The following is a 24,718-nucleotide window of genomic DNA, read 5'->3' as shown; positions in this document are numbered from 1 at the left end:
TATGGCTATCAATGACGAACATCTCCTGGAAGCCGGTGTGCGCTGTGGCTTGATTGAAGCTGCGCAATTGGAACGCCTACGTCTGGAAGCCCGCCGGCAACGCTTGAGTTTGCTAAGCATGGTTCAGGCCCATTATCGTTTTCCGTTATCGGCCTTGCACCGGGCGGTGGCCGAGCAATACGGTGTGCCGTATGTCGATCTGGATACGCTACAGGTGGAAAACACCTTGTTAAAAAAAATTCCGCCCAGTCTGGTACAGCGCAAATTGCTGTTGCCGGTTAGTGATGGCGAACAGGTGTTACTGATCTGCGGCGATCCGGGCGACCGGGGCGGCATCGATTCGGTGCAACGCTTGTTGGGGCAGGTATTGCCGCTGGCAATGGCCGATCTGGCTCTATTGCAATTAAAGGTAAAGCAGGCATTGGCCGGAAAATCGGCGCCCGAGCAAAGCGGCGCGGTGACAGCGGAGACCGATACCGATTTGGTGGCCATGCTGGACGGCATCATCCGCGAAGCCTATTTTTACCGGGCCTCGGACATTCACTTATTGCCGGATGCGCAAGGTCTGCGGGTTCGTTTGCGGGTGGACGGCAAATTGCGCGACTTTCCGTTGGTCGCCAACGCCGGCGCGGCGGCTGCTTTGGTGTCGCGGGTCAAGGTGCTGGCCGGCTTGGATATAGCCGAACAGCGCATGCCGCAGGACGGCGGTTTTTCTTATCATTTGCCCCGGCCCATCGACAAGGGCTTTAACATTCGGGTGGCGACCGCGCCGACCCGGCTGGGCGAACGGATGACGCTGCGGCTGCTCGGCCAAGAGGCGTTTGGCTTGACGCTGGCCGATCTGGGCATGATGGAAGAAGATTTGCAGCATTTTCGCAAGGTGATACACCGCCCCTACGGCATGGTGCTGCTGACCGGTCCGACCGGGAGCGGTAAATCGACCACCTTGTTCGCCGCGCTCCAAGAAATCAACCGCGCCGACATCAACATCATGACCGTGGAGAACCCGATTGAATATGTGATGCACGGGGTTTCTCAATTGCAGACCGGGCCGAAAGTCAGCTTTGCTGACGCCCTGCGCTCGTTTCTGCGGCACGATCCGGACGTGCTGATGGTGGGCGAGATCCGCGATCCGGAAACTGCCGATGTGGCCGTAAAAGCGGCAATGACCGGGCATTTGGTGTTTTCGACGCTGCACACCAACAACGCGGTGAGCGCCGTCACGCGCTTGATCGACATCGGTTGCGAACCATTCCTGATCGGTTCCACGGTGGCGGCGGTGATCGCGCAGCGTTTGGTACGCCGCTTATGCGGGTATTGCCGCAAACCACGCTCGGCGACGCCTGCCGAGCTGGCGGAATTGGGGCGGGACGACGATGCAGTGCAAATATACGAACCGGGCGGTTGCGTGATCTGCCAGGGCAGCGGTTTTCGCGGCCGGCTAGGATTGTTCGAAACCCTGTGGCTGGATGAAACCCTCGCCCGCTTGGTGGCCCGCGGCACCGATGAGGAAACCTTGGAAGCCAGTGCCGGTGAGCGTCTGAGTTTTATGTGGGAGGACGGCTGCCGTAAAGTGCTGCTGGGCATGACCACGCTCGACGAGTTACGCGATGTAGCGGTCCACAAAACCCGCGGTATGCGCGGCGTAAACTGAGATGGCTGAATTTGTTTACACCGCCTTGGATGAGCGCGGCAACGAGATTGGTGGCCGCTTGCAAGCCGACGATATGGGTAATGCAGCATCACAATTGCGCCAGCGCGGTTTGCGAGTATTGGCGTTGCGCCAGGGACGCGGCAGCAGCGGCTTTCTCGGCCAGGCTAATTTCTCGGACTGGTTGGCCTCGCAACGTTCGGTAACGAACACGGCGCTGATTTTCTTTTTCAGGCAAATGAGTTTTATGCTGCGGGCGGGCTTGCCGGTGGCGCAGGCTTTAGAGCTGGCCCAGGCACAATTGACCAATCCGCGCTTGAATTTGACTTTACGCCTGATGCTGAAAGACATTCGGGTGGGCCAATCGCTGTCGTCGGCGATGAGTAAGCACAAGGCGGTGTTTCCGGAAATGGCGATCAATTTGGTGGTTGCCGGCGAAACCACGGGCGATTTGGACCAAATCATGGAAAGGTTGGCGATACATCTGGATAAAAGAGCCGCATTGCGGGCGCAGACCATCAACGCGATGATTTATCCGGCGATTGTGGTGCTGGCGGCAATCGGCGTCGGCATTTTCATGGTGGTGAAAATCATCCCCAAATTCAGCAAGTTTTTGATGGGCAAAGGTAAAGCCTTGCCGCCGTCTACCCAGTTGCTGGTGGATATATCCGACTTCGTGCGCCAGCATGGCCTGTGGCTGGTAGGTGGTGTGGCGGCTTTTCTGCTGCTGGTGATATTGATTTATCAAACCCGTAACGGCCGCTTGTGGATAGACCGGCTGTTGCTGCGGCTGCCGGTGATCGGCTCGCTGCTGGTGACCGGTGCGATGGCGCAGATGAACTGGGCGCTGTCGATTTTGCTGCGTAGCGGTGTGACGGTGTTTGAAGCGTTGAAAATTACCGCTAATTTGCTGGGCAACCGGGTTTATGTCGATCAGTTGCTGGCCGCATCCAACCAGATTTTAGAGGGCCGGGATATTGCGCGCAGTATCGATCATCCGCGCATTCCGCCGCTGGTAGTGCAGATGGTTGCCGTAGGCGAGGGGACCGGGTCGCTGGACGAAGTGTTGCAGGAACTGGGCATTTATTACGAAAAGTTGTTGGAAATTGCGATCAAGCGCCTGTCGGCCCTGATCGAGCCGGTGATGATTTTGGTCATAGGCTTGATGGTGGGCTTTGTCTATTATGCATTCTTTCAAGCCTTATTCTCTTTGGTATCGGGGCATTAAATGAGTTTGTCGAATTCAATCAAGCCGATTGCCGGCCTTGTTTTTTCAATGGTGGCACTAGCCGCGCAGGCTCTGGAAGCGCCGGCCACGCCGCTGCCGTTGACGCCTGCGGCGCCGAAGCAGTTGCGCGATCCGTTCACGCCCAGCGAACTGATGTACGAAACCGCTAGTGCGCAAGGGGGCTCAACGGCTGGCGCTTATGGGTTTATGCCAAATCAGGAAACCTTGAAGGTGCCGAACCTGAAATTACGTGGTTTGTTGAATCCGTCCGGCAAGGCCTTTATTGCTCTGTTGGAAGTCAGCGGTGTCGGTACTTTCATGGTGCGCGAGGGCGATGAATTCAATTTCGACCCCTCGCAACCCAAGAACGCCATCCGCGTCAGTAAAATTACCCGGCTGAGCGTGACCGTTGAAACCGGTACCTTGGGTTCGATCAGAGTATTGCGCTGAGCGGTTTTAGATAAGGTTTACTGATTGAGTATGTTTAGGTTGACGGCGATGTGGGCCAATTCGGTGGTGGTCTGCACCTGCAGTTTTTTCTTGATTTGCGTCGCGTAGTTGGCGATGGTTTTATTGCCCAAACACAGGTGAATGGAAATTTTCGAGACCGTCAGGCCTTGGGCCAGTAGCCGGAAAATATCGAACTCGCGCGGCGAGAATGCATCTATCAGCGCTTGATACTGCGCATTGGCGGACGGCTCGTCCGCGGGTTTAAGCAGGCCGGGTTCCGTATAACCTTTACCTTGCATAATGCTTTCTATCGCCGGCAACAACAGATTCGGCGCCATGTTTTTAGTGATGTACCCTTGCGCGCCGGCATCCAAGGCGCGCCGCACGTAAACTTGTTCGTGATAGATGCTGTATACCAAAATCCGCGCATTAGCATCCCGTGCGACGATCCGGCGAATGGCTTCCAGGCCGCCGATTCCCGGCATGGATAAATCCATGACCACCAGATCCGGCTTGGACTCGCAATAAAGCTGAATGGCTTGTTCGCCGCGTTCCGCTTCGGCGATGACCTCTACGGCGCCACTTACCGACAACAGCATGCGAAATCCGGCACGTACCACGGCATGGTCGTCGACTAACAATATTTTTAGGGTGTTGCTCATGGCAGCGGTGGAATGGGTGGTGTCATAAATTTCGAAACGCGGCTCTGGATATAAGCTGCTGTTTCGGCCTTAAAATTGACGGCTATTATCCGGGAGGAAATTCCTGGATTGATGCGGGAAAAATTCTTTTTATGAGCCGGGAAAATGGAGGAGTGGGAATTGCAACTGGCTATGTCAATCTATCGCTTTGGTTGGTCATTCGGCGCTGGGCGCGATTAGTTTAATTCGGCCAATAACTGAGCGATCATGCTGTTGGCCTGGTTCAAGTAACCGCTGCCGAACAGATTAAGATGGTTAAGGATATGGTAAAGGTTGTAAAGGGTTTTACGGGTTTTGTAGCCGGGGTCCAGCGGATATTTGGCTTGATAAGCCGCATAAAAATCGCGGCTGAAACCGCCGAATAATTCGGTCATGGCCAGATCGGTTTCACGGTCGCCGTAATAGCAAGCCGGGTCGAAGATTATCGGTTGTCCTTGCTTATCCGCGGCAGCGTTGCCGCCCCATAAGTCGCCGTGCAGTAAGGAGGGGTGAGGGCGGTAGTCGCTGAAAAAATCGCCAATGTTCTCCAGCAGTTTTTCCCCTTGAGTTTGCAGTGAGCCGCGATAACCGTTGGCGGCGGCAAACCGTAATTGTTTGCCCAAACGTTGTTGTCGCCAAAATTCGACCCAATCGTCGTGTCTGGCGTTATGTTGCGGGGTGGAGCCAATGGTGTTATCGATGGGCCAGCCGAAATAGGCTTGCGGTCGCTGGTGCAGCAAGGCCAGTTGTTCGCCGAACAGGATGGCGCTGCGGCTATGCAACGAGCCTAGTTCGATGAATTCCAGCACCAGATAAGCGTCTTGTTGACATTCGCCAAAGCAAATCACCTTGGGCACGCGCACCGCGCCAATGTCGGCCAATTCGCGTAAACCGGCCGCTTCCGCTACAAACATCTCCGCCAGGCTCGCCCGGTTTAATTTGATAAACCAGTCGATATTGGGTGTTTGCAGCCGGTAAGCGCTATTGATGTCGCCACCGCCGATAGTGCTGAGGCGGTGGTTGTTAAGAGACTGGCCGGTTTGGGTTTCGAGATGGCTAACTAAGGGTTGCAGCGCGGCCATGGTTAATTACCTTGCTACTTTGCCCAACTGTCGCGCAAGGTCACGGTACGGTTAAACACCAATTTTTCCGCGGTGCTGTCGGCATAGTCCAGGCAAAAATAGCCGGTGCGCTCAAATTGATAACGGGTATCCGGCGTGGCATTGACCAGGCTGGCTTCCACCCGGCAATCAGTCAACACTTCCAGCGAATTGGGATTGATGCCGTCCAGGAAGTTATCCAAAGTGTCCGGGTTGGGATGGCTGAACAAGCGGTCGTATAAACGCAGTTCGGCGGGCAGGGCGTGTTGTTCAGAAACCCAATGGATTACGCCTTTTACTTTGCGGCCTTCGGGGTTTTTGCCCAAGGTGGCCGGGTCGTAGCTGCAACGCAGTTCGATGACATTACCGGCTGCGTCTTTAATCACTTCCTCGCATTTGATCACATAGGAGCCGCGCAAGCGCACTTCGCCGCCTGGCACCAAACGCTTAAAGTCTTTAGGCGGGTTTTCCATGAAATCGTCTTGCTCGATCAGGATGGTTTTGGAGAAATTGACTTCTCGGCTGCCCATTTCCGGCTTTTGCGGATGGTTGGCGATTTGATAAGTTTCGGTTTTACCGTCTTCCCAGTTGCTGATGACTACTTTTAACGGCCTTAACACGGCCATCGCTCGCGGAGCGCGTTCGTTCAAGTCTTCACGAATGCAGTTTTCCAAGACACCCATTTCGATCCAGGAATCGTTTTTGGTGACGCCAATGCGTTCGCAGAAGTCCCGAATCGCTTCCGGCGTAAAACCGGCCCGGCGCAGGCCGGAAATGGTTGGCATGCGTGGGTCGTCCCAACCTTTGACGTGTTTTTCGGTGACCAATTGCAGCAATTTACGCTTGCTGACGATGGTGTATTCCAATTGCAGACGGGCGAATTCGATTTGCTGTGGATGGCAAGGGGTTTGCAATTTGTCCAGCACCCAGTCGTATAAAGGGCGGTGATCTTCAAACTCCAAGGTGCAGATCGAGTGGGTGATGCCTTCCAAAGCATCGGAAATGCAATGGGTGTAGTCGTACATTGGGTACAGACACCAGGCATCGCCGGTACGTTGGTGATGAACACGGCGAATGCGGTAGATGGTCGGGTCGCGCATATTAATGTTAGGCGAGGCCATATCGATTTTGGCGCGCAGCACATACTGGCCGTCAGCGAATTCGCCGGCCCGCATCCGGGTAAACAAATCCAGGTTTTCTTCGATGGAGCGGCTGCGGTCCCGGCTTTCCTTGCCGGGTTCGGTCAAGGTGCCGCGATCCGCGCGCATTTGTTCAGGCGTGGAGCTGTCGACATAGGCATCCCCTTGTTTGATCAGTTGCACCGCGTAATCGTAAAGCTGTTCGAAATAATCGGAGGCGTGGTATTTGCCGGCCCATTTAAATCCTAACCATTGCACGTCGCGTTCGATGGCTTCCATATATTCGACGCTTTCTTTCTCCGGATTGGTATCGTCGAAGCGTAAATTGCAGGTACCGTTGTTTTCGGCGGCAAGGGTGAAATTCAGGCAAATCGATTTGGCGTGGCCGATGTGCAGATAGCCATTGGGTTCAGGAGGAAAACGGGTGGCAACTTTGCCGTTGTTTTTGTTGGCGGCCAGATCGGCGGCAATGATGTGTCTAATAAAGTTGGATGATACGGGGCTATCGGAAGCTGACATGTTTGAGTAAATGGCTGTGGTTTTGATGAGTTAGGCGGAGATTTCTGACTTAATCTGCATTTTAACGAGTTTGGCCGGAATTCGTAAAGGCGGCATCGCTAGCTGCTTACACAGCAAAATTGAAGCAAAAATCAGTGTAACTATCTGTATCAAAAGATTTTTACTAAATTATTAGCACTCTCGTGTTTCGAGTGCTAGAATTCGGTTAACGTTAATTTATTCCGCGGAAACGAGGGTGATATGAACAACAGCTTGGCTTTGCCGATCAATTTATCGGTTGGGACGTTTGATTCTTACTTGAACTTAGTCGCCCAAATGCCCAAACTCAGCGTCGAGCAGGAGCAGGACTTGGCGTTACGTTACCGGGATGAAGGCGACCTGAATGCTGCGCGTGAGCTGGTGATGTCCAATTTGCGCTTCGTGGCGCATGTAGCCAGAGGCTATGCCGGTTACGGTTTGCCGTTGGCGGACATTGTTCAGGAAGGCAATATCGGCTTGATGAAAGCGGTCAAGCGTTTCGACCCCGACATGGGTGTGCGCTTGGTGTCGTTTGCCGTACATTGGATCAAAGCGGAAATTCACGAATATGTGATTAAAAACTGGCGCATTGTTAAAGTTGCTACCACTAAAGCGCAGCGCAAACTGTTTTTTAATCTGCGCAAGTTTAAAAACGACTTGAACTACCTATCGCAAGACGATGCGGAAGCGATAGCAGAGAACCTGGATGTGGACGTCAAAACGGTTTACGAAATGGAACGGCGTTTGGACGGTCGCGATATAGGACTTGAGCCAACCGGCGACGACAGCGAAGACCATGCGCAAGCGCCTATCGCTTATCTGGAACAGCACGGCGCCGATCCGGCTTTATTGCTGGAAAATAGCGACTGGGAAGACCGCAAGGAAGAGTTGCTGATGGATGCCATGGCTGGCTTGGACGACAGAAGCCGCGATATTCTGGCTAGCCGCTGGTTGGTGGAAGAAAAAGCCACTTTGCACGAATTGGCGGATCGTTATCAAGTGTCGGCCGAGCGTATCAGACAGCTTGAACAAAACGCCATGAAAAAGCTGAAAGCAGCGGTAATATTGGCAGCGTAAAAAATAGTTTGGCATTTCTGCAAAAATCAGTATAATGACGCTTTCTTTGCCGGGGTGGTGAAACTGGTAGACGCGCCGGATTCAAAATCCGGTTCCGAAAGGAGTGTCGGTTCGATTCCGACCCTCGGTACCACCTACCTATCTTAGGTAGTCCAAAGAAATTTAAAAACCCGCTAGCCGAAAGGCTTAGCGGGTTTTTTATTTTTAAGCGATGCATTTTCGCGCCAAGGTTCTCCACGAGGTATTGATATGCCTTTCTCCCGTTCTAAGCAAACCGATCCCACCCGAAAAATATCGACTTTAAAGGCGTTATGGCCGTTTATCCGTCCCTATCGCGCTAGAATGCTGGTAGCCTTTTGCCTATTGTGTCTCGGCTCGGCGACGATTCTGTTAGTACCTTTGGCGTTCCGCGATCTGATTGATTTTGGATTTGGGCAGCGGCAGACTGAGCAAGTTGGTTTGTTAGGTGCGCTGAGCATGGATGGACACTTTCTGGCGCTATTTGCCTTGGCCTGCCTGTGGGCGGTGACGATAGCCGCGCGTTATTACACAGTCAGTTGGGTTGGCGAACGGGTGACCGCGGATTTGCGCAGCGCGGTTTACGAACGGGTCTTGGCGCAGTCTCCGCAGTTTTTCGAAACCTTGCAAACCGGGGAAGTTTTGTCACGACTGACCGGCGATACCACGCTGATTCAGACCGTGGTGGGAAGTTCGATTTCCATGGGCTTACGCAGCGTATTCCAGTTTATCGGCGGCATGATTATGTTGGCGGTGACCAGTCTGCATCTGTTCTCATTGATATTGGGCTTAATGATCTTGCTGACCTTGCCGATTTTGGCAATGGGCCGGAAAGTAAAAAAGCTGTCGCGGGAGTCGCAGGATAAGATCGCCGATGCCTCTGCGTTGGCCGGCGAGATCCTCAATGCGGTGCCTACCGTGCAAGCCTATACCCAGGAATGCCGCGAAGCAAAGCGCTTTAGCGAGCGCGCCGAAATCAGTTTTATGACGGCTGTCCGCCGTAGCCGGTTTCGTTCCGCATTGACGGTTATTGTCATCACGGCCGTGATGGGTTCCATTATTTTCGTGTTGTGGATAGGTGCCAACCAGGTCAACGCGGGTGTTATGACAGGCGGGCAACTGGCTTCTTTCGTGCTATATGCCACGCTGGTGTCCGGCGGGGTCAGCACCATAGCGGAAGTATGGGGGGACGTGATGCGGGCGACCGGCGCAACCGGGCGCTTGCTGGAACTGCTATATGCCCAACCGGCAATCATTGATGCTGCCACACTTCAGCCTTTGGTAAATGGCGATAAAGCGGCGATTGAATTTCAGCAAGTCAGCTTCAGTTACCCGTCGCGCTTGCAAACCGCCGCACTGGATAGAATCGACTTAAGTATATCGGCAGGGGAGAGCGTCGCTTTTATTGGCCCATCCGGTGCTGGCAAGACCACGTTGTTTCAATTGCTGTTGCGTTTTTACGATGTAACGCACGGTACCATTCGCCTTAACGGTCAGGATATTCGTCACCTATCCTTACAGGAACTGCGCGGCAAAATTGCCATTGTGCCGCAGGATGCTGTGATTTTCTCGACCACCGCGCTGGAGAATATTCGTTACGGCCGGCCCGACGCCAGCGATGAGGAAGTTATTGCGGCCGGGCAATTGGCGCAAGTAGCGGAGTTCATCGACCGCTTGCCGGATGGTTACCAAACTTTTCTCGGCGAGCGCGGTACACGATTATCCGGTGGGCAAAGACAGCGCATCGCCATCGCTCGGGCCATTCTGAAAAACGCACCGCTGTTGTTGCTGGACGAGGCGACCAGCGCGCTGGATGCAGAATCGGAAGTGTTGGTGCAACGGGGTTTAAATGCCGCCATGCAGGGTCGTACCACCCTGATTATCGCGCACCGTTTGGCCACCGTGAATAAGGTCAGCCGCATCGTGGTGTTGGATCAAGGACGCATCGTCGAAACCGGATCGCCCGAGGATTTGCGCAAACAAAGCGGACTCTATGCTAGGCTGGCGAATCTACAGTTCGATGTGCAATAAAGCTGCATAAGCCTAATGCCTGGGGCGAACCTGTTGCGGTAGAAGATGTATAGCCATCAACTTGGCTTTTTCAATTTATACTGTCAGCGGAGAACGGATTCTATCTTCCCAGTTACCGCCACCCGCCAAGTCCAGCCATGCACCACAAATTAATGACGTTTGTCCGAGACGATATTTGGTTGTTGCACGAGCAAGATCTGCCTTATGTTCAAGAAAAACTGATCAAGTATTTAAAAATCGTTATTTTGTCCTGGCAAAGTTTTGGTTTGGATCTTTGTCAGCTACGTGCCTCCGCTTTAACCTTGTACAGCATTTTGTCGATAGTGCCGGTCATTGCCATGTTGTTTGGCATTGCCAAGGGCTTTGGCTTTGAAACCATGCTGGAGCAAGAACTGTTGCAGCGCATGCCGGAGCGAGATGCGCTAGTGGTGCAGCTAATCGGTTTTGCCAAAAACCTGTTGGAAAGCGCCAAGGGTGAAGTGGTGGCCGGGATAGGGATTGTCGTGCTGTTTTGGACCGTGATCAGCTTGATAGGCAATATCGAAGAGTCTTTCAACTACATCTGGAAAATCGGCAAGAGCCGGTCGTTGGGCCGCAAATTCAGTGACTATTTGTCGCTGATGTTGTTGGCGCCGGTGTTGCTGATCGCCGCCAGCAGCATCACCGTCTTTGTTAGTACGCAAATCACTTGGTTTATTACCGTCATGCAATTGCCGGCGTTTGCCAGCTGGCTGGTGGTCAAAGCGCTGAGTTTGTCGCCGGTGCTGCTGATGATTGCCTTGTTTTCCTTTACGTTTATTTTTATGCCTAATCATAAAATACACGTTCGCGCAGGCATTATCGCCGGTGTGGTGACGGGCGTTAGTTATCATTTGTTGCAATGGGCGTATTTAAGTTTGCAGATCGGCGTGTCGAGTTATAACGCCATTTACGGCAGTTTTGCGGCGCTGCCTTTATTTGTGGTTTGGCTGCAAAGCTGTTGGATGATCGTTTTATTCGGTTGCGAGATGGCTTTTTTTACCCAAAACTACCAAACCTATCGAAACAATAATCGCTTTGCCCATTTAAGTTTTGCGCTGAAAAAACTGGTGGCTTTACAAGTCATGCATTTGATAGTCAAAAACTTTAGCCAGTTGCAGACTCCCTTAAGCGCAGCCGACATCGCCGGCAAGCTGGCCATACCTATAGCGATCATTCAGGAAGTGCTGGCGAAATTACTGCTTAGCCACCTGCTGGCCGAATTGAAAGAACCTGATGGTAGCGACGAGGTCTATCTGCCGGCTGTAGACATTCATATCCTGACCATCAGCTTTGTGATCAACGCACTGGAGCAATGCGGGCAAAACCAATTGCCGGAAAGCAACCAGCAGCGGCTGCTGATCGACGCGGTCGAAAGATTCAAGAGTTTGATAGAAGCATCCGAGCGTAATCAGCTGCTGAAAGACATTTGAAAGAGTCGGTAGAATTGAGTGCTGAGAATTTTAATTTGAAAGCCAATGCAACATTTAGCGCAAGTTGCAAAGTAAGCGGAATAGCTTCATGACTGACTTTCAGTCTTTAAGCTTCGTACAATTTCAGTTGCGTTGAGCGAGCGCTTCTTGATGCTGAGCAGGACTGCTAATTTTGAGGTAGTTGCTGCGTCGTTTAAAAAGATAGGGGAAATTGCCCTCACAAAAAAGCCTCTTGTGTAACAGGGTTGTTTAGCAAACTCTGTTACACAAGAGGCTTTTTTCAAAAAAATTATTGTTATTCAATAATTTATAAGTTGGCGGAGAAAGAGGGATTCGAACCCTCGATACGTTGCCGTATACACACTTTCCAGGCGTGCGCCTTCGACCGCTCGGCCATCTCTCCTAAAGTTCAGCTAGGTATTGTATAAGTTTCTTGGGCTTGGCGCAATCAGTTGCTTGGTTTTGTCTTAAGCAGCAATGTACGCATTTTTTAGAAAATTTTCCGTTTGTGTTACAGCTTTGTGTTACAAAAATACGTTTCCTAAGCTCCTGAAAATATGGAAAAAAGGTTGAGATTTTGGCGAGGTTGTGTCACAAGGAATTCGTTGAAACAATTTCTCTAATAGCGAAACAATTTCTTTGACAACGAAATAAGTTCCATATATTATTAAAGCGTGGTCAAGGAGATAATCTCGCAGTTGTTCTGATTCGCTTGAAGAATCGTGGAGCGAAAGCTCTAAATTATCACCCCCCGACGTGTCCAGATAGACTATGTGCTGTCCGGTATATTACTTAGCGGTGTGAGCGTACCCTGACGAGACAGGGTACGCATTTTTGAGAACAAGGGGTAAAGCGTCATCTGCTCCACTTTAGTTACAGACGAGAGCCATTGCACTGTGTAATGGCGTAACTAAGGAGGCTCTAATGAGTCAAAGAACCACCAGATGTCGTAGGTTAGTCAATCGTTTCTTTTCGCTGTTAATAAAACCGAGCACATTTCGTGTTGCAGTTTTATTTCTTCGCATCGTTGATGTGATTGCGCGAATCGTAGATCGGTTGTGCTAACGCCCCTTTCTTAATAACTATAAGGTGGGGCCAATGTTAAATCGCGCACTCAAGCTGTTGAGGACATTTCATCAACTATCACAAGTTGAATTATCAAAACGTTTAGGAATATCAAACTCTTACTTAAGTGAAATTGAAGCAGGACGTAAATCGCCTAGTGTGGAATTATTAGGAAGTTATGCCAATATTTTTAAAATTCCAGTGTCTTCAATACTGCTATTCTCAGAACAACTTGAAAATTCAAATGGAGGTAATGTTTTGAGGGTAAAAGCAGCCGATAAGGTATTGAAGTTGCTAGAATGGGTTGCAGAAAAAGAGACCGTAACTGATGGTTAGCAACGTAGGGTACGACTATAAAAGCTCTCCGTTCTATCGCTTACCATCAAAGAAAAAACTAGCTAGTCTGTTAGATTTTGAGCTTTCAGATTTTGATAATATCGTTAATAAATCAAACTATCGTATACTTACCAATAAGCAAGGAAGGTTGATTCAACATCCTATTGGTAAGCTTGAAATCCTACATAAACGAATCGCAAATTTGTTGTTTAGAATTAAAACACCGAATTATGTTCACTCATGTAAAAATCATTCATATATTACGAATGCAAAAAGTCACAAAGCAAATGTTCCTCTGATAAAAACAGATATTACTAGTTTTTATCCCAGCGTAACTTTTAGTTCAATTTTTAAACTATTCAATGAACGCTTTGAATGCCCTAATGATATTGCTTGGCATTTAGCATATATTTGTAGTTATAATCGAAGTCACCTACCAACGGGTAGTTCTTTAAGCAGTATTATTGCGTTTCTTGCACACCAGGATATGTTTGACGAAATATGTGAATTGTCACAACAACATGGATGTGTAATGACTTGCTATGTTGATGATATTGTTATTTCAGGTGTTAAAGCATCTAAGACTTTACTTTATAAAGTAAGGGATATTATCAAAAATCACGGTCTATATGCTAAGCGCAATAAATCAAAAACATTTCCAGCAAACAAACCAAGAACAGTAACTGGAGTTATTGTTACTAATGATGGATTAAAGATACCGAATTGCCGATTACAAAGAACTAAAGAGCTTCGGAAACATATTGGAAACGAAAATAATGAATTAGAGCGGGAACGCCTGATTCGCAGCTTGCAGGGAAGACTGCAAGAAGAAGAGCAAATCCGTCGCGCGAACTCCGCATCAAGACTAACTGTTGGGGAGTAAAAGCCAGCGCGTTTCAGTTTGTGTTGAAACGCGCTGGCTTTTGTTTGGAACGAAGTCAAGTTACACAACGAACTAGCTCTTTCTCAGTAAGTTTCCGCGTTTTATGATGGCTATCCTTTTCAAGCTATCGTTACTACAAAGGAGCAGCAATGAAAAGCACCGTTGCTAGAATAAAAACGGCTTTAGTCTTGATTGTTTTGATGGCAGTCAGTGTTTTACCGATTCCTGTTACCAGTACCATTGGATTGCTGATTGTAATATTCAGACCAAATTGGTTTAAGCGATTAGTAGATACCATTTACGCGGATAAATAAAAAAGGGTGTGGAGAAATAATCGCCACACCCTCTTCCTTTACTTCATTTGATACTGATTTTTAGTTTAAAAACCCAGCTTCAATCTCTTCAACAATATCTTGCATTTCTGCAATATATTTTTTTAATTCCTCAACATTACTGTAGAGTTTTGATTGAATCTCAGTTTTCGCACTTTTACTTTCCACCTGCTCAGTGCTCTGAGACTGATTTGAAGGCTTTTGTCTTCCGCGACTAGCAGGAAGCTCAGGCTCTTCATCATCCCAATCGTCTGGTTCATCTGATGACTCTTTCGTTTTTACAGAGAACTCTTCATCATCAAATAATGAAGCTTCAGATTCCTCTGATTCAACTGCTGCGTCATCCGAAGAATTTTCAGCATCAAGTTGACCGTAAAATATTTGGATCGCTTGCTTCATAACACTCTGCTTGACGTCGCTGACGTTGCCGTCAACTAATTCAAGAGCAATATTAAACACTTCTCTCCAATTATCTTGGTCAACACGGCCTTTTAGAGTTAAGGCAGTTGATTGACTTATTCTATCAACTGGTAAACCCAGAGCAATTAAGACCCGTACTTCATTAATAATGTTGTAAATGGTCTTGGGGCTTCTTTTGTAACAGCTAGCAATATCGTCAATCATTTCCTTATTGCTATCAAGCCCCAAAGCAATATACGCATATTCAATATCCAAGAAGCAAAACAACAGCATCTTTAAATACATGCTTGCAGTGCCAAATTCCCTGGCAGCCGATTTAATCTCAGCGAAATCCGCCTTGATTTTTATCTTATCCCTATTTGGTATTATTGGTGTAATTACCATTTTTACCTCCGTTATGTGTGTAAAAAACAGCATTTAAGCTGCCACGTTAACGGACTATAGTGACATCAAAGGCCAGTTTCTCGGTCAATGCTAAAGCCACTTGTAAAGCGACGATAACGATGATGATAAAAATAACAGTAACGGCGCCGAACTTTAAAGCAGGACTGGCCCCTAGCAATATCGCTCCAACGCAAGCTGATTGAATTCAACTTGATGATACTCTACCACCTATCTTCATAGAATGCAACGATATATCGTTGCATACCTTAAAAACACTAATTTTTTTCGATTCTTGTCACATTACCCTACTTGGCCTCGTCAGCGCTGTACAGGCATTTTAATACCGGACGTAGCCCACCATCTTGCTCAGGAAATAGATAATACACAGCTGTTGCACGTTGCGGTTTTCGTTGTTGATATATCGCATAGTGTCCACACAAAATGCCTGGAACATACTGCATCAAGTTTTGCTGACACAGCCAAGACTCAGCGAGTAACTCAGCTTCGCTAAGAATTTGCTCATGATCGTCTCTGTCAGCGAACAAAGACAGCTGAGGAAACGACCTAGACGATGCCTCCGCGCTTTTTAGCTGTTTCTCGTAGTCTTGTAGCGCTTTTTCTAAGGCCAGCGCTTCCAGGTGATTGTAATGCGATTTTAGCGCAGCTAAGTTGCCACTCTCAGCAATCAGCTTCTCTACGTTGACAGTGTCAATCTTAAGCTTAGCTACGACAGCACGAAGATTACGAACGATGCGCGGCAGCTCGTTGTACTCAGATTTCTTCAGATTTTGTATCAGCTTAGCGTGTTGTAGCTCTGGGTAGCGCAGCAGAAACTGAATCAGGTGATCTGGAAAAAAATCTCGTACTGAATTGAGGTGTTGGTAATCCAATGCCTCAAACAACCGGCAAATCAAGTCGTACTGGTATTGACTATAGTTATTGGCGGTGAATTTTGCTATTACATCTAAAGCAACTGTATTGGCGGGAAGTTGGCAGGCTATCAACATTGCGAATTCACCTTGATTGCACACATCCAAAAATTCACTTTTTGACCAATGGTCAATTTTGGCCTGTCTAAAAAATAGCCAAAAGAGCGTTGAATATTTTCCATAGAAATTAGTCAGGAATTTGTTTTGGCTAATCAGCATCAACATGCCGAAGCTGTCTGCGCGGTAGGATTTCAGCATTGCTAATAATTGCGACGGAATCTGTTCAAGGTAATCGCGGCAACTGTCGTAATCTAAACATTCCCAAATGGGAAAATATGGCGCGGTAAAAGGATCGTATTTCTCAATGCTGTCATCTGTAACAAGTGAAAGCGTGATTCCACTGCAGTGATTCCACGCTGTGAGCACCAATATACGGTTATCGTTAAGCAGGTCGCTAAGGTCAATGTGTAATTCGTTTTGCTCAGAAATCCACAAACAACGGTTGTGGTAGTCGTTCATATTTGCAACGCTTGCATGAATCATGCGAGAACTGACAGTCTGCAATCTAAGGCAAAAACAGACTGTCAGAGGAGATAAGAATTTTTAGGATTTGGGCTTAAGCGGTAGTCGCTGCTTCAGGTGCCGCTTTTACTTCAAACTCTTCTAGTTTTCGGCCATTTTTCAAAAAATCAGACAGCCATTTTGGCTTGGCACCGGCTTTTTTGGATGTCCAGGTCAAGCTTGCGTCGTCGGGGTGTTGATAAATTTTTACAGGTGTATCGCTACGTTTTCGGGGTTCACGGATGAAAACTTTTATACCTGCCTCCAATGCAATTTGTTGAATTTTTTGCACAGCGCTTTCCCGAATTTCTCCCTGCTTGGCTTCAAGTAATCGCTGAGTATTGGCAAAGAGTTCCTGCAACTCTGCAATGCTCTTGGTTTCCAACGCATCGGTTTTATCGTTTGTGTTTTTGGTTGTCATAGTTTTTCCTAAATTTTGAATGTGTTTAGTCAGCGGCAGTCAGTAGCGACTGTCGCGGTAAGTTGATGTGTTTGATTAAATGGAAAATGCGGTTTACGGCGACGTAATCAGTGCTCTATCAAACATTCAATATTCCGACGGTCGAAGGACCGTCGTCACCGATCTGTCGGCCTCGGTCAGAACCCATAGCTTATAGTTTTGACCGTCAATGTCTGACGTAAAACTATAGGCCGATAAAATTCTAAAACCTCTTTCCAGTGATAACTGGTTTTCAGCAGCATCTTCAGCACACACTTCACCCCAATCACCGGTTTGATGACGAGCAATAAAAGGCGATACATCCAAACTGTGATCGTCAATCAGCGTTTGCACACCTCGCGTGACGTATAACCTTCCTAGCGGAAATAGCAGCGGTTTAGGCTGTTCGCTTGCTAGCGGTTGTTCAATCATGGTAATTTTTCCTTGTCGCACTTCGCGACAGCACACAGAAAAAGACCACTGCCAAGTCGCCAAACGTAAACAGTGGTCGTGTTGTTTGAAGCGTCTAGTGTCTGGAAACAGGACTAGACGCTACTCATCAGGGTCATCATCTTCATAAAACGAAGCATCTCCGCTAATAGTCGCCAATTCGGTATTCGCAGACATGTTGCTCAAACATTCCGCAAATGCTCGGATGGTTCTACCCATTTCACGACAGGCGACTTCAGTACCTGCGGTATCAAACAGATTCAAGTAAATTTCATTGCACTCCAACAAGCAAAGCACTATCGCCTCAACTGGGTGGACTGTTGCTTTGTCTTCGCTTTCAGCTTTTACCGCCATTGGTTTTTCTCCTATTCTAAAATTTCAAAATCCCCAAGTAGCCAAACGACGAACGCAAAAAAGCCGACTGCGTTATTGAAACTCAGTCAAATGGGCTTTAGTGTGAAGGTTTTATGGATGCTGCGAGGGACGTGTGCTGCGCGTGATGATCTGAAAAAAATGATGCAGCGAAATAATATTAACAAAAACAGGCGCTTATGTCAATGTCGGCTATTTTTATCGTTTTACGCGAAGGGGATGATTGAGGCATCAGGGTTCAAAGCGCATCCTTTACGATAGATGCTACGATAGATGCGTAATCAACCAATAAATGATTGTTAACTCCAACGTCATTGGCAGTATGTAAAAGTACGGATGATGTTTCATCTCATTCACTGATTCAAGCATTGCGCTGCCTTTATAGCTCACTGGACGATCTACGTTTGATTCAGGGCGGCGAACCACCGATTGCACTGACACAGGCGCACTGCTGAACAACATAGTGTTATCGTCAAAAATGGATTCAAACAAATCATCCAGCTTTTTTTGATTATCAAAAAGGCCGTTTAGGGCATTACTATCAAGGGCAATAGCGTTCATGACCTCATCTCCAACTCGTTTGATTTGAGTAATAGGCTAATGAATTGCCAGGCAAGAATCTGTGAAAAATCTCATGGTATGAGTAACTGCCATCCAAGATACACACACAGGAAAATTCTAATTTGATCGTGAATAGAACCCTTTGTCACCACTTTCAAACCAGGAGTTTTTTATGTCTCGGTTGCAGATTTATATCGGCAAAAAATACCCACCGTATCGCTTTTTAACCAATCCCGCCGCACGAACGCCCATGACCAAGACCGAGGCGCAGTTGCTGTTGAACAAAGCCAACAAAGCCTCAAACTTTCTATTTGCCAGTGTGGTCACGTTGATTGCAAGGCGTGGATATTTGGCGCTAGGGTTTGTAAAGCCGCATGATTGTTTAAGAAAATACACCTACATTTCAAACGCTTACATTTGCCGACTCATCCAGGCCTCAGATACCTACCTACAAATGGACCCAAAATTACTACATTTGAAATGGGTTTCTGAAGGTGCGCTAAGGCCGCTTGTCCACTTGCAGACAAAGGATCTTCAGGCAATTTGGGACTGGGTTCTGAAGCATCGTGACGGTGACGCTCGCATTACTAGCCGAGATATGAACCTCGCTATTGACACACTAAACATACTCAGCCATGAACTTTGCGCTGTTGAACATCAAGCCGCTGTTACCGTCAGAATAGACCGTGAATTACTACCCAAATTCCGTCGGCATATTTTTCGTATTGCAGATGCCATTCGGGATGAAAATATTAACAGTAAAACCGAGTGGGAAATAATTTCAAAAATGATCTACAAGCAGTTGCTAAAAAACTTTATTGACCCAGGTAAACACGCATCCTCTCCAAAAAAAGCATCATGAATGGAGTGTTGCAATGAAATCTTTAGCAATATTGGAATTAGGTGAAACTCTGCTAGAGAATCAAAAAATGATTAACCAGTTACAAGAGGAAAATACCGCCATAAAGAAGATTCTAGTTAAACATCTTGTTGTAGATCAAGAATTAGATTTTGGTGATGGTAAAATTGAATGTCGTCAACATGCTGATTCACTGTCATTTGTTCCGCGCAAAGAGGTACTAAATTACATTAGATTAAAATACGGAAAAGACATTGCTCGTGATGTTGATAATCGTTGTACAAAAATTACCAAAGCAAAAAAGACACTCTATATTAAAGCCAGGAAAACCAGATAATAAACCTGCGCAACCCTATATTTATGCATCTTGATTATTAAGTTCAGAAACCTATATAGATTCCTAATAGAAAAGTGAACTTAATAATTGCATGGGTGTAGGGTTACGCAAAAAATCGTGTTTTACGAGTCTCGAGCTCGAGACTCTAAAATCTCAATTCCTTACATTCTCTAAACCACAAGGAAAATAAAGCATCTTGGTTATTAAGTTCAGAAAGCTATATAGAATCCTAATAGAAAAGTGAACTTAATAATTACTTGCATGGTATAGGGTTGCGCGAAACATAGTGATTTACGAGTCTCGAGCTCGAGACTCGTTGTTTGCATACATTCAATACCTGATTGCAGTCTCGCGCTGGATTTTTCCTACTTGATATTACGCATCCTTTGATTTTTATATAAAAACAATAACGGCACAAGTCATTCAGTATAGGCATGGAATCATTTTAATGCTGCGCAGGTTATCGCAAAAGAAGTAGTCAATTGTTTCAATAATGGAAACAAATCATGTAATAACCGCCTTATTGTTTATTATATGAATAGGTTTATAATTAAACCGTACTTAAAAAACGACCAAACATAGACAAGGTGAAATAGATGAATACTCCAAAAAACTTATACAAAGACGTAACAACCGGATTGTTTTTTGTAACCGGTGTACTGAGCTTTATGTCCGGTCAATTCATCCTCTCCACGCTGTTGTTTGGTGCCGCATCGCTAGCCAGTAACTTGAATGTGGCGATGCCTGCTCGTATTTAGTTTTTATGTAACTTCCTCGTTGTATTTCGCGGCTCCTCCTAGCCGCAACATTCTATAGCCTCTACAGTTGATGACTGTAGGGGCTTTTTTTGTGTCTGTGGCTCAAAATACTGGTGGGAGAATCTAAACTTCGTCTTTTTGGATGGCTCAGCTAAAAAAGACTACTATGGTTTATGTACTGTCTATCTGCAAAAGCAGCTGACAGACAAATTCCGAGCCGTTGCGGCCTATCACCCGATGTGATTCAATGGCGGCATCTAGATCATTACCTGACATAACTAACTGTCACCGATAAAATATATGGGTAAACCTAACAACTGCATTGACTCCGTTATTCGCCGCGATGCGGCTCAGTCGGGTTATTCAGTGCGCTATGAATCTTTTGTTTAGTGAGTTACATGGAATTTTGGAAAAATTGTTGGAACTGTGGTCATGACACACCGCAAGAGAGAGTAGCATTAGAATTCTTCCCCCGTATCGTGGAGATGTTTTCAAAGAAGGAAGACGGAAAAGTTAATCAGCGGGTATGGGCTGTATTCTACGATTCATATTCCTTTACAAAGTGCAAAAAATGTTCAGCTCCGTCACTTTTTGTTGACGAATATTGGACGCAGACAACTTCACCTGAAGAAGCCAAATGTATTGCAGAAGAGGTGAAAATAAACGGAGTGTCTAAATCAGGCAATCTCGTCCACAGTCATATTTACCCAGGTTTCTTGAAGGAACCCTTTCCACAATGGACACATGATCTTGAAGAAACCTATATGGTCTTATTTTGGGAAGTGTATCAAGCGGCGGCACTTGGGCTAAATTCTTTAGCGATGATGGGCATTAGAGCAATTATCGACAAATTCGCTTTAGATAAGATTGGTGATATTGGAGGATTTGCGAAAAAACTTAATACCCTATTAAATGCGAAGATCATAAATGCCGATCAGCATGCCTTGCTTGAGGTAGTCGTTGATGCAGGCAATGCGTCAGCACATAGGGGATATAAACCCGACAATAATCATGTAAAAATTTGTTTGCAAATTATTGAGCAATTAATTGGTATCGAAAAATTTGGGGATGTTATCAATGAAATTAGACAAGCAACTCCAAAAAGAACTTAAAACAAGTAAGTGCAGCCGATTATTGACGCGCCGGCTGATTTAAGTGTTAGCACTCTTGAGATCATTATTTATGTTACACCTCCTTCGTTTCATTACAAAGATGCCGCTGCCCGCAGGCACGAAACTGGAAGGGCGACGGTTCCATATAGCGGGCATCATTTGCATTCTGTCGCCATGTTTCAGTTTGGTTTCTCTGCAAATTTAATACCCGAAGCATACTTATTCGTTTGTATGCCGACTACGTTTTTTCCTTTAAGTTAGTGTTAGACCACTTCAAGATTTAGAATAATGATCTGCAAGGCCTGCGAAACTCTAGTTGATATTGAAGATCTATCAAGCCCCTATGTGATAAGGACTTGCCCCGGTTGTGATAGGAAAATCAAATTAAGAGAGCCTGGTGACAATGGTCACGGAATAAAGGTAGAAAAAGGCGACCAGTTTATTTTTCCTGAAAACTTTTTGAAAGTATCCGCTAATCCGCTCAAAAGTACCGGACACTTAACAAAGCACGGTCTTGGTTGGTTTTCGAGACTTATTTTTGTAGAAGAATTACAAAATAACCCAGATAACGTTGAAGAGCTTATCCAAAATAACCACACCCTTTCCAATAACGTACTAGAGAAATCTGAATTACTAAAAAGCTTGGGCATAAATTCAGAAAGCGATGCTGAAGAAGTGTTTTCTCGATTGAATGATCATAAAGAATCACTCGAATGGTGGGCATATTTATCAGCAATGTTTACTAGCATAGTGGCAGAGGCTATAGAAGAGAATGATGCTCGGAAAGCAGCTTGGGCAATGAGAGCATCTGAAAGATGTAGATCAATGGTCGTGTTTAAGGAGTCTTTGGAAGAAGTGGTCTGGATGGGGCATTCTGCTGGTAGGATTATTGAGGTAATTAGAAAGTGGCATGCGAATAAGACTAATGACAACGAAGAATACTGGCAGGTAATATTCAATGAAAATCCGTATATATTATCCCAAGTATTTTCAGTCCCTGTTGTCTTTATTCAAGATAAGGCATATGTTGGCGGTATGAATATTGAAGGAAAAGATGCTAAATTCGTTGATTTTTTATATGCGAGTGATTTGTCGAATGATGCATTATTGGTAGAAATTAAAACACCAGAGACACAATTACTGTCTAAGAAACCATATAGAAACGGCGTCCATAACCCATCTAAGGAAATGTCCGGCTCTGTTCTTCAGGTGCTAAATTACAGAAGAACTTTGATAAAGAATTTAGTTGCAGTATCCGAGCACAATCTTGAAATGTTTAGCCCAAAATGCATTGTGATAATGGGTAACGCTGAGAAAGAGCTAGATACAAGTGAAAAAAAGAACTCATTTGAATTGTTTAGAACAAATTTGAAAGACGTTGAGATTGTCACTTATGACGAACTCTTCAAAAAAGCCGAAACCCTTGCATCTCTATTTAATTTATCTTGGAGTAAAGCGCCGGCTTAACAACCAGCCCGGTAGAATGAGTTAAACAGCGTGCACCGCATCTATCTCGATTGGTGCGGTTCGTAAACCCACCATACCCTACGCCTGCTTTTGGCCGGACATTTGCCATTGAAACTTTTGTTTCGTCTGGGGGCTTGTGGCCGATAACACCTAACACCAAACGTTTACTATTCAAATCTGAATCGTCAGTAATTCCTTGATATTGGTGGTGTAAGAAGGTGATTTGAATTGCTGTCGCATTTGCCATCGCTTACTTAGAATCTCACTCGCATAGCGGATACTGCGTTTGCCATGCTTGCGGTTAATGTCGTCCAGTGCGGTCATCAGTTGATCAGATCGCAGATTACTTTCGCCGCTATCAAACAAAGATATTTGCGCAACATTGGCTGACCATAAGTCCGGCAATAAAATACCGGCACGTTGATAGGAAAAACCACGTCTAAAAATCCGCTTTAAACCTTGTTGAGCCGCTGCAATCAACTGTGAGGTATTACTGGTAGGACGATCAAACTCAATGGTCGCACTGTTGGCATATTGCGGATTAGCGGTATCAAACGGACTCGTATGAATAAAAACCGATAATACCTGCGTGGTCAATTGCTGTTGTCGGCATTTTTCCGCAGAGCGTGTGGCAAAGTGTGTGACTGCTGCGCGTAAATCATCGTAGTCACTCAATCGTTCACCAAAGCTGCGCGAAGTAAGAATCTGTTTTTTCGGTGTGGGCATTTCTTCCAAAGCAATACAGGAAATACCTTTCAACTCCGTCACAATGCGTTCCATCACCACACCAAAATGCTGACGTAGATATTTTGGATCAGACTGCTTAAGCGCTAACGCATGATGAATACCGATTTGATTAAGCTTATCTTTCCAACGTCTGGAAATACCCCAAAGATCATCCAGTGCAATGGTTTTTAAAACCGCATCAGTATCTGCAATGGTGCGCCAATCTAAAACCGGTCCCATATGAGAATGACCGTTCTTCGCTAAACGATTAGCGAGTTTTGCCAGTGTTTTTGTCGGTGCAATCCCAATAGAAATCGGAATGCCAGTCCATTGCTTAACGACAGTACAAACCTCTAAGCTGTACTCCGTCAGGTTCTGCGGTAGACCGGTAAAATCCAAAAAGCACTCGTCAATAGAATACACTTCTGAGCGCGGTGCAAAGCTAGCCAATATTTGCATCACACGCTGACTCATGTCGCCGTATAACGCATAGTTGCTAGAAAATACCGCGATGCCTTCCTGCTTGGCATACTGCTCAATCTTGAAGTAAGGCGCACCCATTTTGATACCAAGGGCTTTGGCCTCGTTACTTCTGGCAATCACGCAACCATCGTTATTGGATAGCACTACGACCGGTTTGCCATTCAATTTTGGCTGAAAGACTCTTTCACAGCTTGCGTAAAAATTGTTGCAATCTGCAATCGCGAATATGGGCGCTGGACTCATCTAAACCGGTAGTGAACGAATCACGTTTTTGACCACACCCCAAATATGCAACTCCATGCCTTCTTTGATTTGGAAATCGGGATAGTCTGGATTTTTTGATCGCAACCAAATTTCATCAGTAGATGTATCCAACGCTTTAACGGTCACTTCACCGTCTATCACTGCAACTACAATGCTATTGTTATTCGGACGTAATGAACGATCTACCACCAACATATCACCATCGTTGATACCGGCACCGGTCATGGAGTGGCCTTTTACTCTGACGAAGAAGGTGGCAGGTGGATTACTGATGCAATGCTGATTGAGGTCTATCGTCGCTTCCAAATGATCGTCAGCAGGAGATGGAAAACCCGCAGGCACCTTGGAGGTAAACAGTGGCAGTTCAAGCGTACTCAGTTGCTGTTGCGGTTCCAGAATCGGCAATTCCAGATCGTCAGACCATAACGCAGTAACATTCAACGGTTTGGCATTACGAGGTTGATAGCTTGATAAGGAAATGACACCCATGTTTTGCATCCCAAATTCGTGGTTCTGACGAGGGCCAGCAGTGTACCGTAAAACTCAGCATGTTCTCAATTTGTTCTGCTTTGTTGCAAAGCATTTATAACTGGTAAGATGCTCAGCATTTTTCCGGTA

Annotated in this window: 25 protein-coding genes and 2 tRNA genes; 15 read left to right on the top strand and 12 right to left on the bottom strand. The window is 46.6% G+C overall.

From position 1 onward, the window contains the following. Position 1: 1 nt before the first annotated feature. Genes ACMXD4_RS14510 through ACMXD4_RS14500 form a run of 3 tightly spaced genes read left to right on the top strand, consistent with a single transcriptional unit; the run spans position 2 to position 3,329 of the window. Positions 2–1,654, top strand: a complete 1,653-nt coding sequence (locus ACMXD4_RS14510) for a GspE/PulE family protein (protein WP_415878573.1) — start codon at positions 2–4, stop codon at positions 1,652–1,654. 1 nt (position 1,655) lies between these two features. Continuing rightward, complete coding sequence (locus ACMXD4_RS14505) at positions 1,656–2,879, top strand: type II secretion system F family protein (RefSeq protein WP_415878572.1); 1,224 nt, start codon at positions 1,656–1,658, stop codon at positions 2,877–2,879. Continuing rightward, on the top strand, positions 2,880–3,329 hold the full coding sequence (locus ACMXD4_RS14500; protein ID WP_415878571.1) for a hypothetical protein: 450 nt from the start codon (positions 2,880–2,882) through the stop codon (positions 3,327–3,329). Between the two features lie 17 nt (positions 3,330–3,346). On the opposite strand, the gene ACMXD4_RS14495 is transcribed toward ACMXD4_RS14500, so the two are convergent. From ACMXD4_RS14495 to ACMXD4_RS14485, 3 genes are all read right to left on the bottom strand, one after another. Beyond that, the gene (locus ACMXD4_RS14495) at positions 3,347–3,991 is read right to left on the bottom strand and encodes a response regulator transcription factor (protein WP_415878570.1); all 645 of its coding nucleotides are present in this window, start codon (positions 3,989–3,991) and stop codon (positions 3,347–3,349) included. 215 nt (positions 3,992–4,206) lie between these two features. Next, on the bottom strand, positions 4,207–5,091 hold the full coding sequence (locus ACMXD4_RS14490) for a fructosamine kinase family protein (protein ID WP_415878569.1): 885 nt from the start codon (positions 5,089–5,091) through the stop codon (positions 4,207–4,209). A 14-nt stretch (positions 5,092–5,105) separates the two neighbouring features. Continuing rightward, on the bottom strand, positions 5,106–6,767 hold the full coding sequence (locus tag ACMXD4_RS14485; protein WP_171694904.1) for a glutamine--tRNA ligase/YqeY domain fusion protein: 1,662 nt from the start codon (positions 6,765–6,767) through the stop codon (positions 5,106–5,108). 240 nt (positions 6,768–7,007) lie between these two features. Between ACMXD4_RS14485 and rpoH the strand changes: the two genes are divergently transcribed. The 4 genes from rpoH (at position 7,008) to ACMXD4_RS14465 (ending at position 11,362) form a co-directional block, all read left to right on the top strand. Further along, entirely contained in the window at positions 7,008–7,862 is an 855-nt protein-coding gene (rpoH, locus tag ACMXD4_RS14480; protein WP_171694905.1) for an RNA polymerase sigma factor RpoH, read from the top strand. A 48-nt stretch (positions 7,863–7,910) separates the two neighbouring features. After that, positions 7,911–7,995: transfer RNA gene (locus tag ACMXD4_RS14475), tRNA-Leu, on the top strand. A 116-nt stretch (positions 7,996–8,111) separates the two neighbouring features. Beyond that, entirely contained in the window at positions 8,112–9,911 is a 1,800-nt protein-coding gene (locus tag ACMXD4_RS14470; protein ID WP_415878568.1) for an ABC transporter transmembrane domain-containing protein, read from the top strand. Between the two features lie 137 nt (positions 9,912–10,048). Then, complete coding sequence (locus ACMXD4_RS14465) at positions 10,049–11,362, top strand: YihY/virulence factor BrkB family protein (RefSeq protein ID WP_415878567.1); 1,314 nt, start codon at positions 10,049–10,051, stop codon at positions 11,360–11,362. 315 nt (positions 11,363–11,677) lie between these two features. Here the strand turns inward: ACMXD4_RS14465 and ACMXD4_RS14460 are convergent. Beyond that, a tRNA-Ser gene (locus ACMXD4_RS14460) sits at positions 11,678–11,765 on the bottom strand. Positions 11,766–12,460: 695 nt separating this feature from the next. Between ACMXD4_RS14460 and ACMXD4_RS14455 the strand changes: the two genes are divergently transcribed. From ACMXD4_RS14455 to ACMXD4_RS14445, 3 genes are all read left to right on the top strand, one after another. After that, a complete protein-coding gene (locus ACMXD4_RS14455) occupies positions 12,461–12,763 on the top strand; it encodes a helix-turn-helix transcriptional regulator (RefSeq protein WP_415878566.1) in 303 nt (100 codons plus the stop codon). Further along, entirely contained in the window at positions 12,756–13,646 is an 891-nt protein-coding gene (locus tag ACMXD4_RS14450; protein WP_415878565.1) for a reverse transcriptase family protein, read from the top strand. Before ACMXD4_RS14455 ends, ACMXD4_RS14450 begins: the two co-directional genes overlap by 8 nt. A gap of 149 nt (positions 13,647–13,795) precedes the next feature. Then, a complete protein-coding gene (locus ACMXD4_RS14445) occupies positions 13,796–13,960 on the top strand; it encodes a hypothetical protein (protein ID WP_415878564.1) in 165 nt (54 codons plus the stop codon). Between the two features lie 60 nt (positions 13,961–14,020). Here ACMXD4_RS14445 and ACMXD4_RS14440 read toward each other — a convergent pair whose 3' ends face one another. From ACMXD4_RS14440 to ACMXD4_RS14415, 6 genes are all read right to left on the bottom strand, one after another. Then, on the bottom strand, positions 14,021–14,782 hold the full coding sequence (locus ACMXD4_RS14440; RefSeq protein WP_415878563.1) for a hypothetical protein: 762 nt from the start codon (positions 14,780–14,782) through the stop codon (positions 14,021–14,023). Between the two features lie 305 nt (positions 14,783–15,087). Further along, positions 15,088–16,230, bottom strand: a complete 1,143-nt coding sequence (locus ACMXD4_RS14435; protein WP_415878562.1) for a hypothetical protein — start codon at positions 16,228–16,230, stop codon at positions 15,088–15,090. Between the two features lie 97 nt (positions 16,231–16,327). Then, complete coding sequence (locus ACMXD4_RS14430; protein ID WP_415878561.1) at positions 16,328–16,693, bottom strand: H-NS family nucleoid-associated regulatory protein; 366 nt, start codon at positions 16,691–16,693, stop codon at positions 16,328–16,330. A 126-nt stretch (positions 16,694–16,819) separates the two neighbouring features. Continuing rightward, positions 16,820–17,143, bottom strand: a complete 324-nt coding sequence (locus ACMXD4_RS14425; RefSeq protein WP_415878560.1) for a hypothetical protein — start codon at positions 17,141–17,143, stop codon at positions 16,820–16,822. A 120-nt stretch (positions 17,144–17,263) separates the two neighbouring features. After that, on the bottom strand, positions 17,264–17,515 hold the full coding sequence (locus tag ACMXD4_RS14420) for a hypothetical protein (protein ID WP_415878559.1): 252 nt from the start codon (positions 17,513–17,515) through the stop codon (positions 17,264–17,266). 282 nt (positions 17,516–17,797) lie between these two features. Further along, on the bottom strand, positions 17,798–18,094 hold the full coding sequence (locus ACMXD4_RS14415; RefSeq protein WP_415878558.1) for a hypothetical protein: 297 nt from the start codon (positions 18,092–18,094) through the stop codon (positions 17,798–17,800). 172 nt (positions 18,095–18,266) lie between these two features. Here ACMXD4_RS14415 and ACMXD4_RS14410 point away from each other — a divergent pair, with 172 nt between their 5' ends. From ACMXD4_RS14410 to ACMXD4_RS14390, 5 genes are all read left to right on the top strand, one after another. Beyond that, positions 18,267–18,956, top strand: coding sequence for a hypothetical protein (locus tag ACMXD4_RS14410; RefSeq protein ID WP_415878557.1), 690 nt, complete (start codon positions 18,267–18,269; stop codon positions 18,954–18,956). A 13-nt stretch (positions 18,957–18,969) separates the two neighbouring features. After that, positions 18,970–19,290 carry a hypothetical protein gene (locus tag ACMXD4_RS14405; RefSeq protein WP_415878556.1) on the top strand — a complete coding sequence of 107 codons (321 nt, stop codon included), beginning with the start codon at positions 18,970–18,972 and terminating at the stop codon, positions 19,288–19,290. 596 nt (positions 19,291–19,886) lie between these two features. Beyond that, positions 19,887–20,048, top strand: a complete 162-nt coding sequence (locus ACMXD4_RS14400) for a hypothetical protein (protein ID WP_415878555.1) — start codon at positions 19,887–19,889, stop codon at positions 20,046–20,048. 398 nt (positions 20,049–20,446) lie between these two features. Next, positions 20,447–21,160, top strand: coding sequence for a DUF4145 domain-containing protein (locus tag ACMXD4_RS14395; protein ID WP_415878554.1), 714 nt, complete (start codon positions 20,447–20,449; stop codon positions 21,158–21,160). A gap of 288 nt (positions 21,161–21,448) precedes the next feature. Then, positions 21,449–22,627, top strand: a complete 1,179-nt coding sequence (locus ACMXD4_RS14390) for a Shedu immune nuclease family protein (RefSeq protein WP_415878553.1) — start codon at positions 21,449–21,451, stop codon at positions 22,625–22,627. Positions 22,628–22,798: 171 nt separating this feature from the next. Here ACMXD4_RS14390 and ACMXD4_RS14385 read toward each other — a convergent pair whose 3' ends face one another. Together ACMXD4_RS14385 and ACMXD4_RS14380 are read right to left on the bottom strand one after the other, a co-directional pair. Beyond that, on the bottom strand, positions 22,799–24,079 hold the full coding sequence (locus ACMXD4_RS14385; RefSeq protein WP_415878552.1) for a Y-family DNA polymerase: 1,281 nt from the start codon (positions 24,077–24,079) through the stop codon (positions 22,799–22,801). Then, positions 24,080–24,589: a LexA family protein gene (locus ACMXD4_RS14380; protein WP_415878551.1), complete on the bottom strand. Its 510-nt coding sequence runs from the start codon at positions 24,587–24,589 to the stop codon at positions 24,080–24,082. Positions 24,590–24,718 lie beyond the last annotated feature (129 nt).

It is taken from the genome of Methylomonas sp. TEB, assembly GCF_047777895.1.
Taxonomy (GTDB): Bacteria; Pseudomonadota; Gammaproteobacteria; order Methylococcales; family Methylomonadaceae; genus Methylomonas.
The sequence above is the reverse complement of the archived record's forward strand: the minus strand, read 5'-3'. Positions and strand labels throughout refer to the sequence as shown.

Coding starts and splice junctions, on each gene's coding strand:
- ACMXD4_RS14455 (WP_415878566.1), top strand. CDS start 12,461: ATGTTAAATCGCGCACTCAAGCTGTTGAGGACATTTCATCAACTATCA.
- ACMXD4_RS14425 (WP_415878560.1), bottom strand. CDS start 17,143: ATGATTGAACAACCGCTAGCAAGCGAACAGCCTAAACCGCTGCTATTT.
- ACMXD4_RS14450 (WP_415878565.1), top strand. CDS start 12,756: ATGGTTAGCAACGTAGGGTACGACTATAAAAGCTCTCCGTTCTATCGC.
- ACMXD4_RS14490 (WP_415878569.1), bottom strand. CDS start 5,091: ATGGCCGCGCTGCAACCCTTAGTTAGCCATCTCGAAACCCAAACCGGC.
- ACMXD4_RS14385 (WP_415878552.1), bottom strand. CDS start 24,079: ATGAGTCCAGCGCCCATATTCGCGATTGCAGATTGCAACAATTTTTAC.
- ACMXD4_RS14400 (WP_415878555.1), top strand. CDS start 19,887: ATGAATACTCCAAAAAACTTATACAAAGACGTAACAACCGGATTGTTT.
- ACMXD4_RS14415 (WP_415878558.1), bottom strand. CDS start 18,094: ATGAACGCTATTGCCCTTGATAGTAATGCCCTAAACGGCCTTTTTGAT.
- ACMXD4_RS14500 (WP_415878571.1), top strand. CDS start 2,880: ATGAGTTTGTCGAATTCAATCAAGCCGATTGCCGGCCTTGTTTTTTCA.
- ACMXD4_RS14465 (WP_415878567.1), top strand. CDS start 10,049: ATGCACCACAAATTAATGACGTTTGTCCGAGACGATATTTGGTTGTTG.
- ACMXD4_RS14485 (WP_171694904.1), bottom strand. CDS start 6,767: ATGTCAGCTTCCGATAGCCCCGTATCATCCAACTTTATTAGACACATC.
- ACMXD4_RS14410 (WP_415878557.1), top strand. CDS start 18,267: ATGTCTCGGTTGCAGATTTATATCGGCAAAAAATACCCACCGTATCGC.
- ACMXD4_RS14505 (WP_415878572.1), top strand. CDS start 1,656: ATGGCTGAATTTGTTTACACCGCCTTGGATGAGCGCGGCAACGAGATT.
- ACMXD4_RS14435 (WP_415878562.1), bottom strand. CDS start 16,230: ATGAACGACTACCACAACCGTTGTTTGTGGATTTCTGAGCAAAACGAA.
- ACMXD4_RS14390 (WP_415878553.1), top strand. CDS start 21,449: ATGATCTGCAAGGCCTGCGAAACTCTAGTTGATATTGAAGATCTATCA.
- ACMXD4_RS14420 (WP_415878559.1), bottom strand. CDS start 17,515: ATGGCGGTAAAAGCTGAAAGCGAAGACAAAGCAACAGTCCACCCAGTT.
- ACMXD4_RS14510 (WP_415878573.1), top strand. CDS start 2: ATGGCTATCAATGACGAACATCTCCTGGAAGCCGGTGTGCGCTGTGGC.
- rpoH (WP_171694905.1), top strand. CDS start 7,008: ATGAACAACAGCTTGGCTTTGCCGATCAATTTATCGGTTGGGACGTTT.
- ACMXD4_RS14445 (WP_415878564.1), top strand. CDS start 13,796: ATGAAAAGCACCGTTGCTAGAATAAAAACGGCTTTAGTCTTGATTGTT.
- ACMXD4_RS14395 (WP_415878554.1), top strand. CDS start 20,447: ATGGAATTTTGGAAAAATTGTTGGAACTGTGGTCATGACACACCGCAA.
- ACMXD4_RS14380 (WP_415878551.1), bottom strand. CDS start 24,589: ATGGGTGTCATTTCCTTATCAAGCTATCAACCTCGTAATGCCAAACCG.
- ACMXD4_RS14495 (WP_415878570.1), bottom strand. CDS start 3,991: ATGAGCAACACCCTAAAAATATTGTTAGTCGACGACCATGCCGTGGTA.
- ACMXD4_RS14430 (WP_415878561.1), bottom strand. CDS start 16,693: ATGACAACCAAAAACACAAACGATAAAACCGATGCGTTGGAAACCAAG.
- ACMXD4_RS14405 (WP_415878556.1), top strand. CDS start 18,970: ATGAAATCTTTAGCAATATTGGAATTAGGTGAAACTCTGCTAGAGAAT.
- ACMXD4_RS14470 (WP_415878568.1), top strand. CDS start 8,112: ATGCCTTTCTCCCGTTCTAAGCAAACCGATCCCACCCGAAAAATATCG.
- ACMXD4_RS14440 (WP_415878563.1), bottom strand. CDS start 14,782: ATGGTAATTACACCAATAATACCAAATAGGGATAAGATAAAAATCAAG.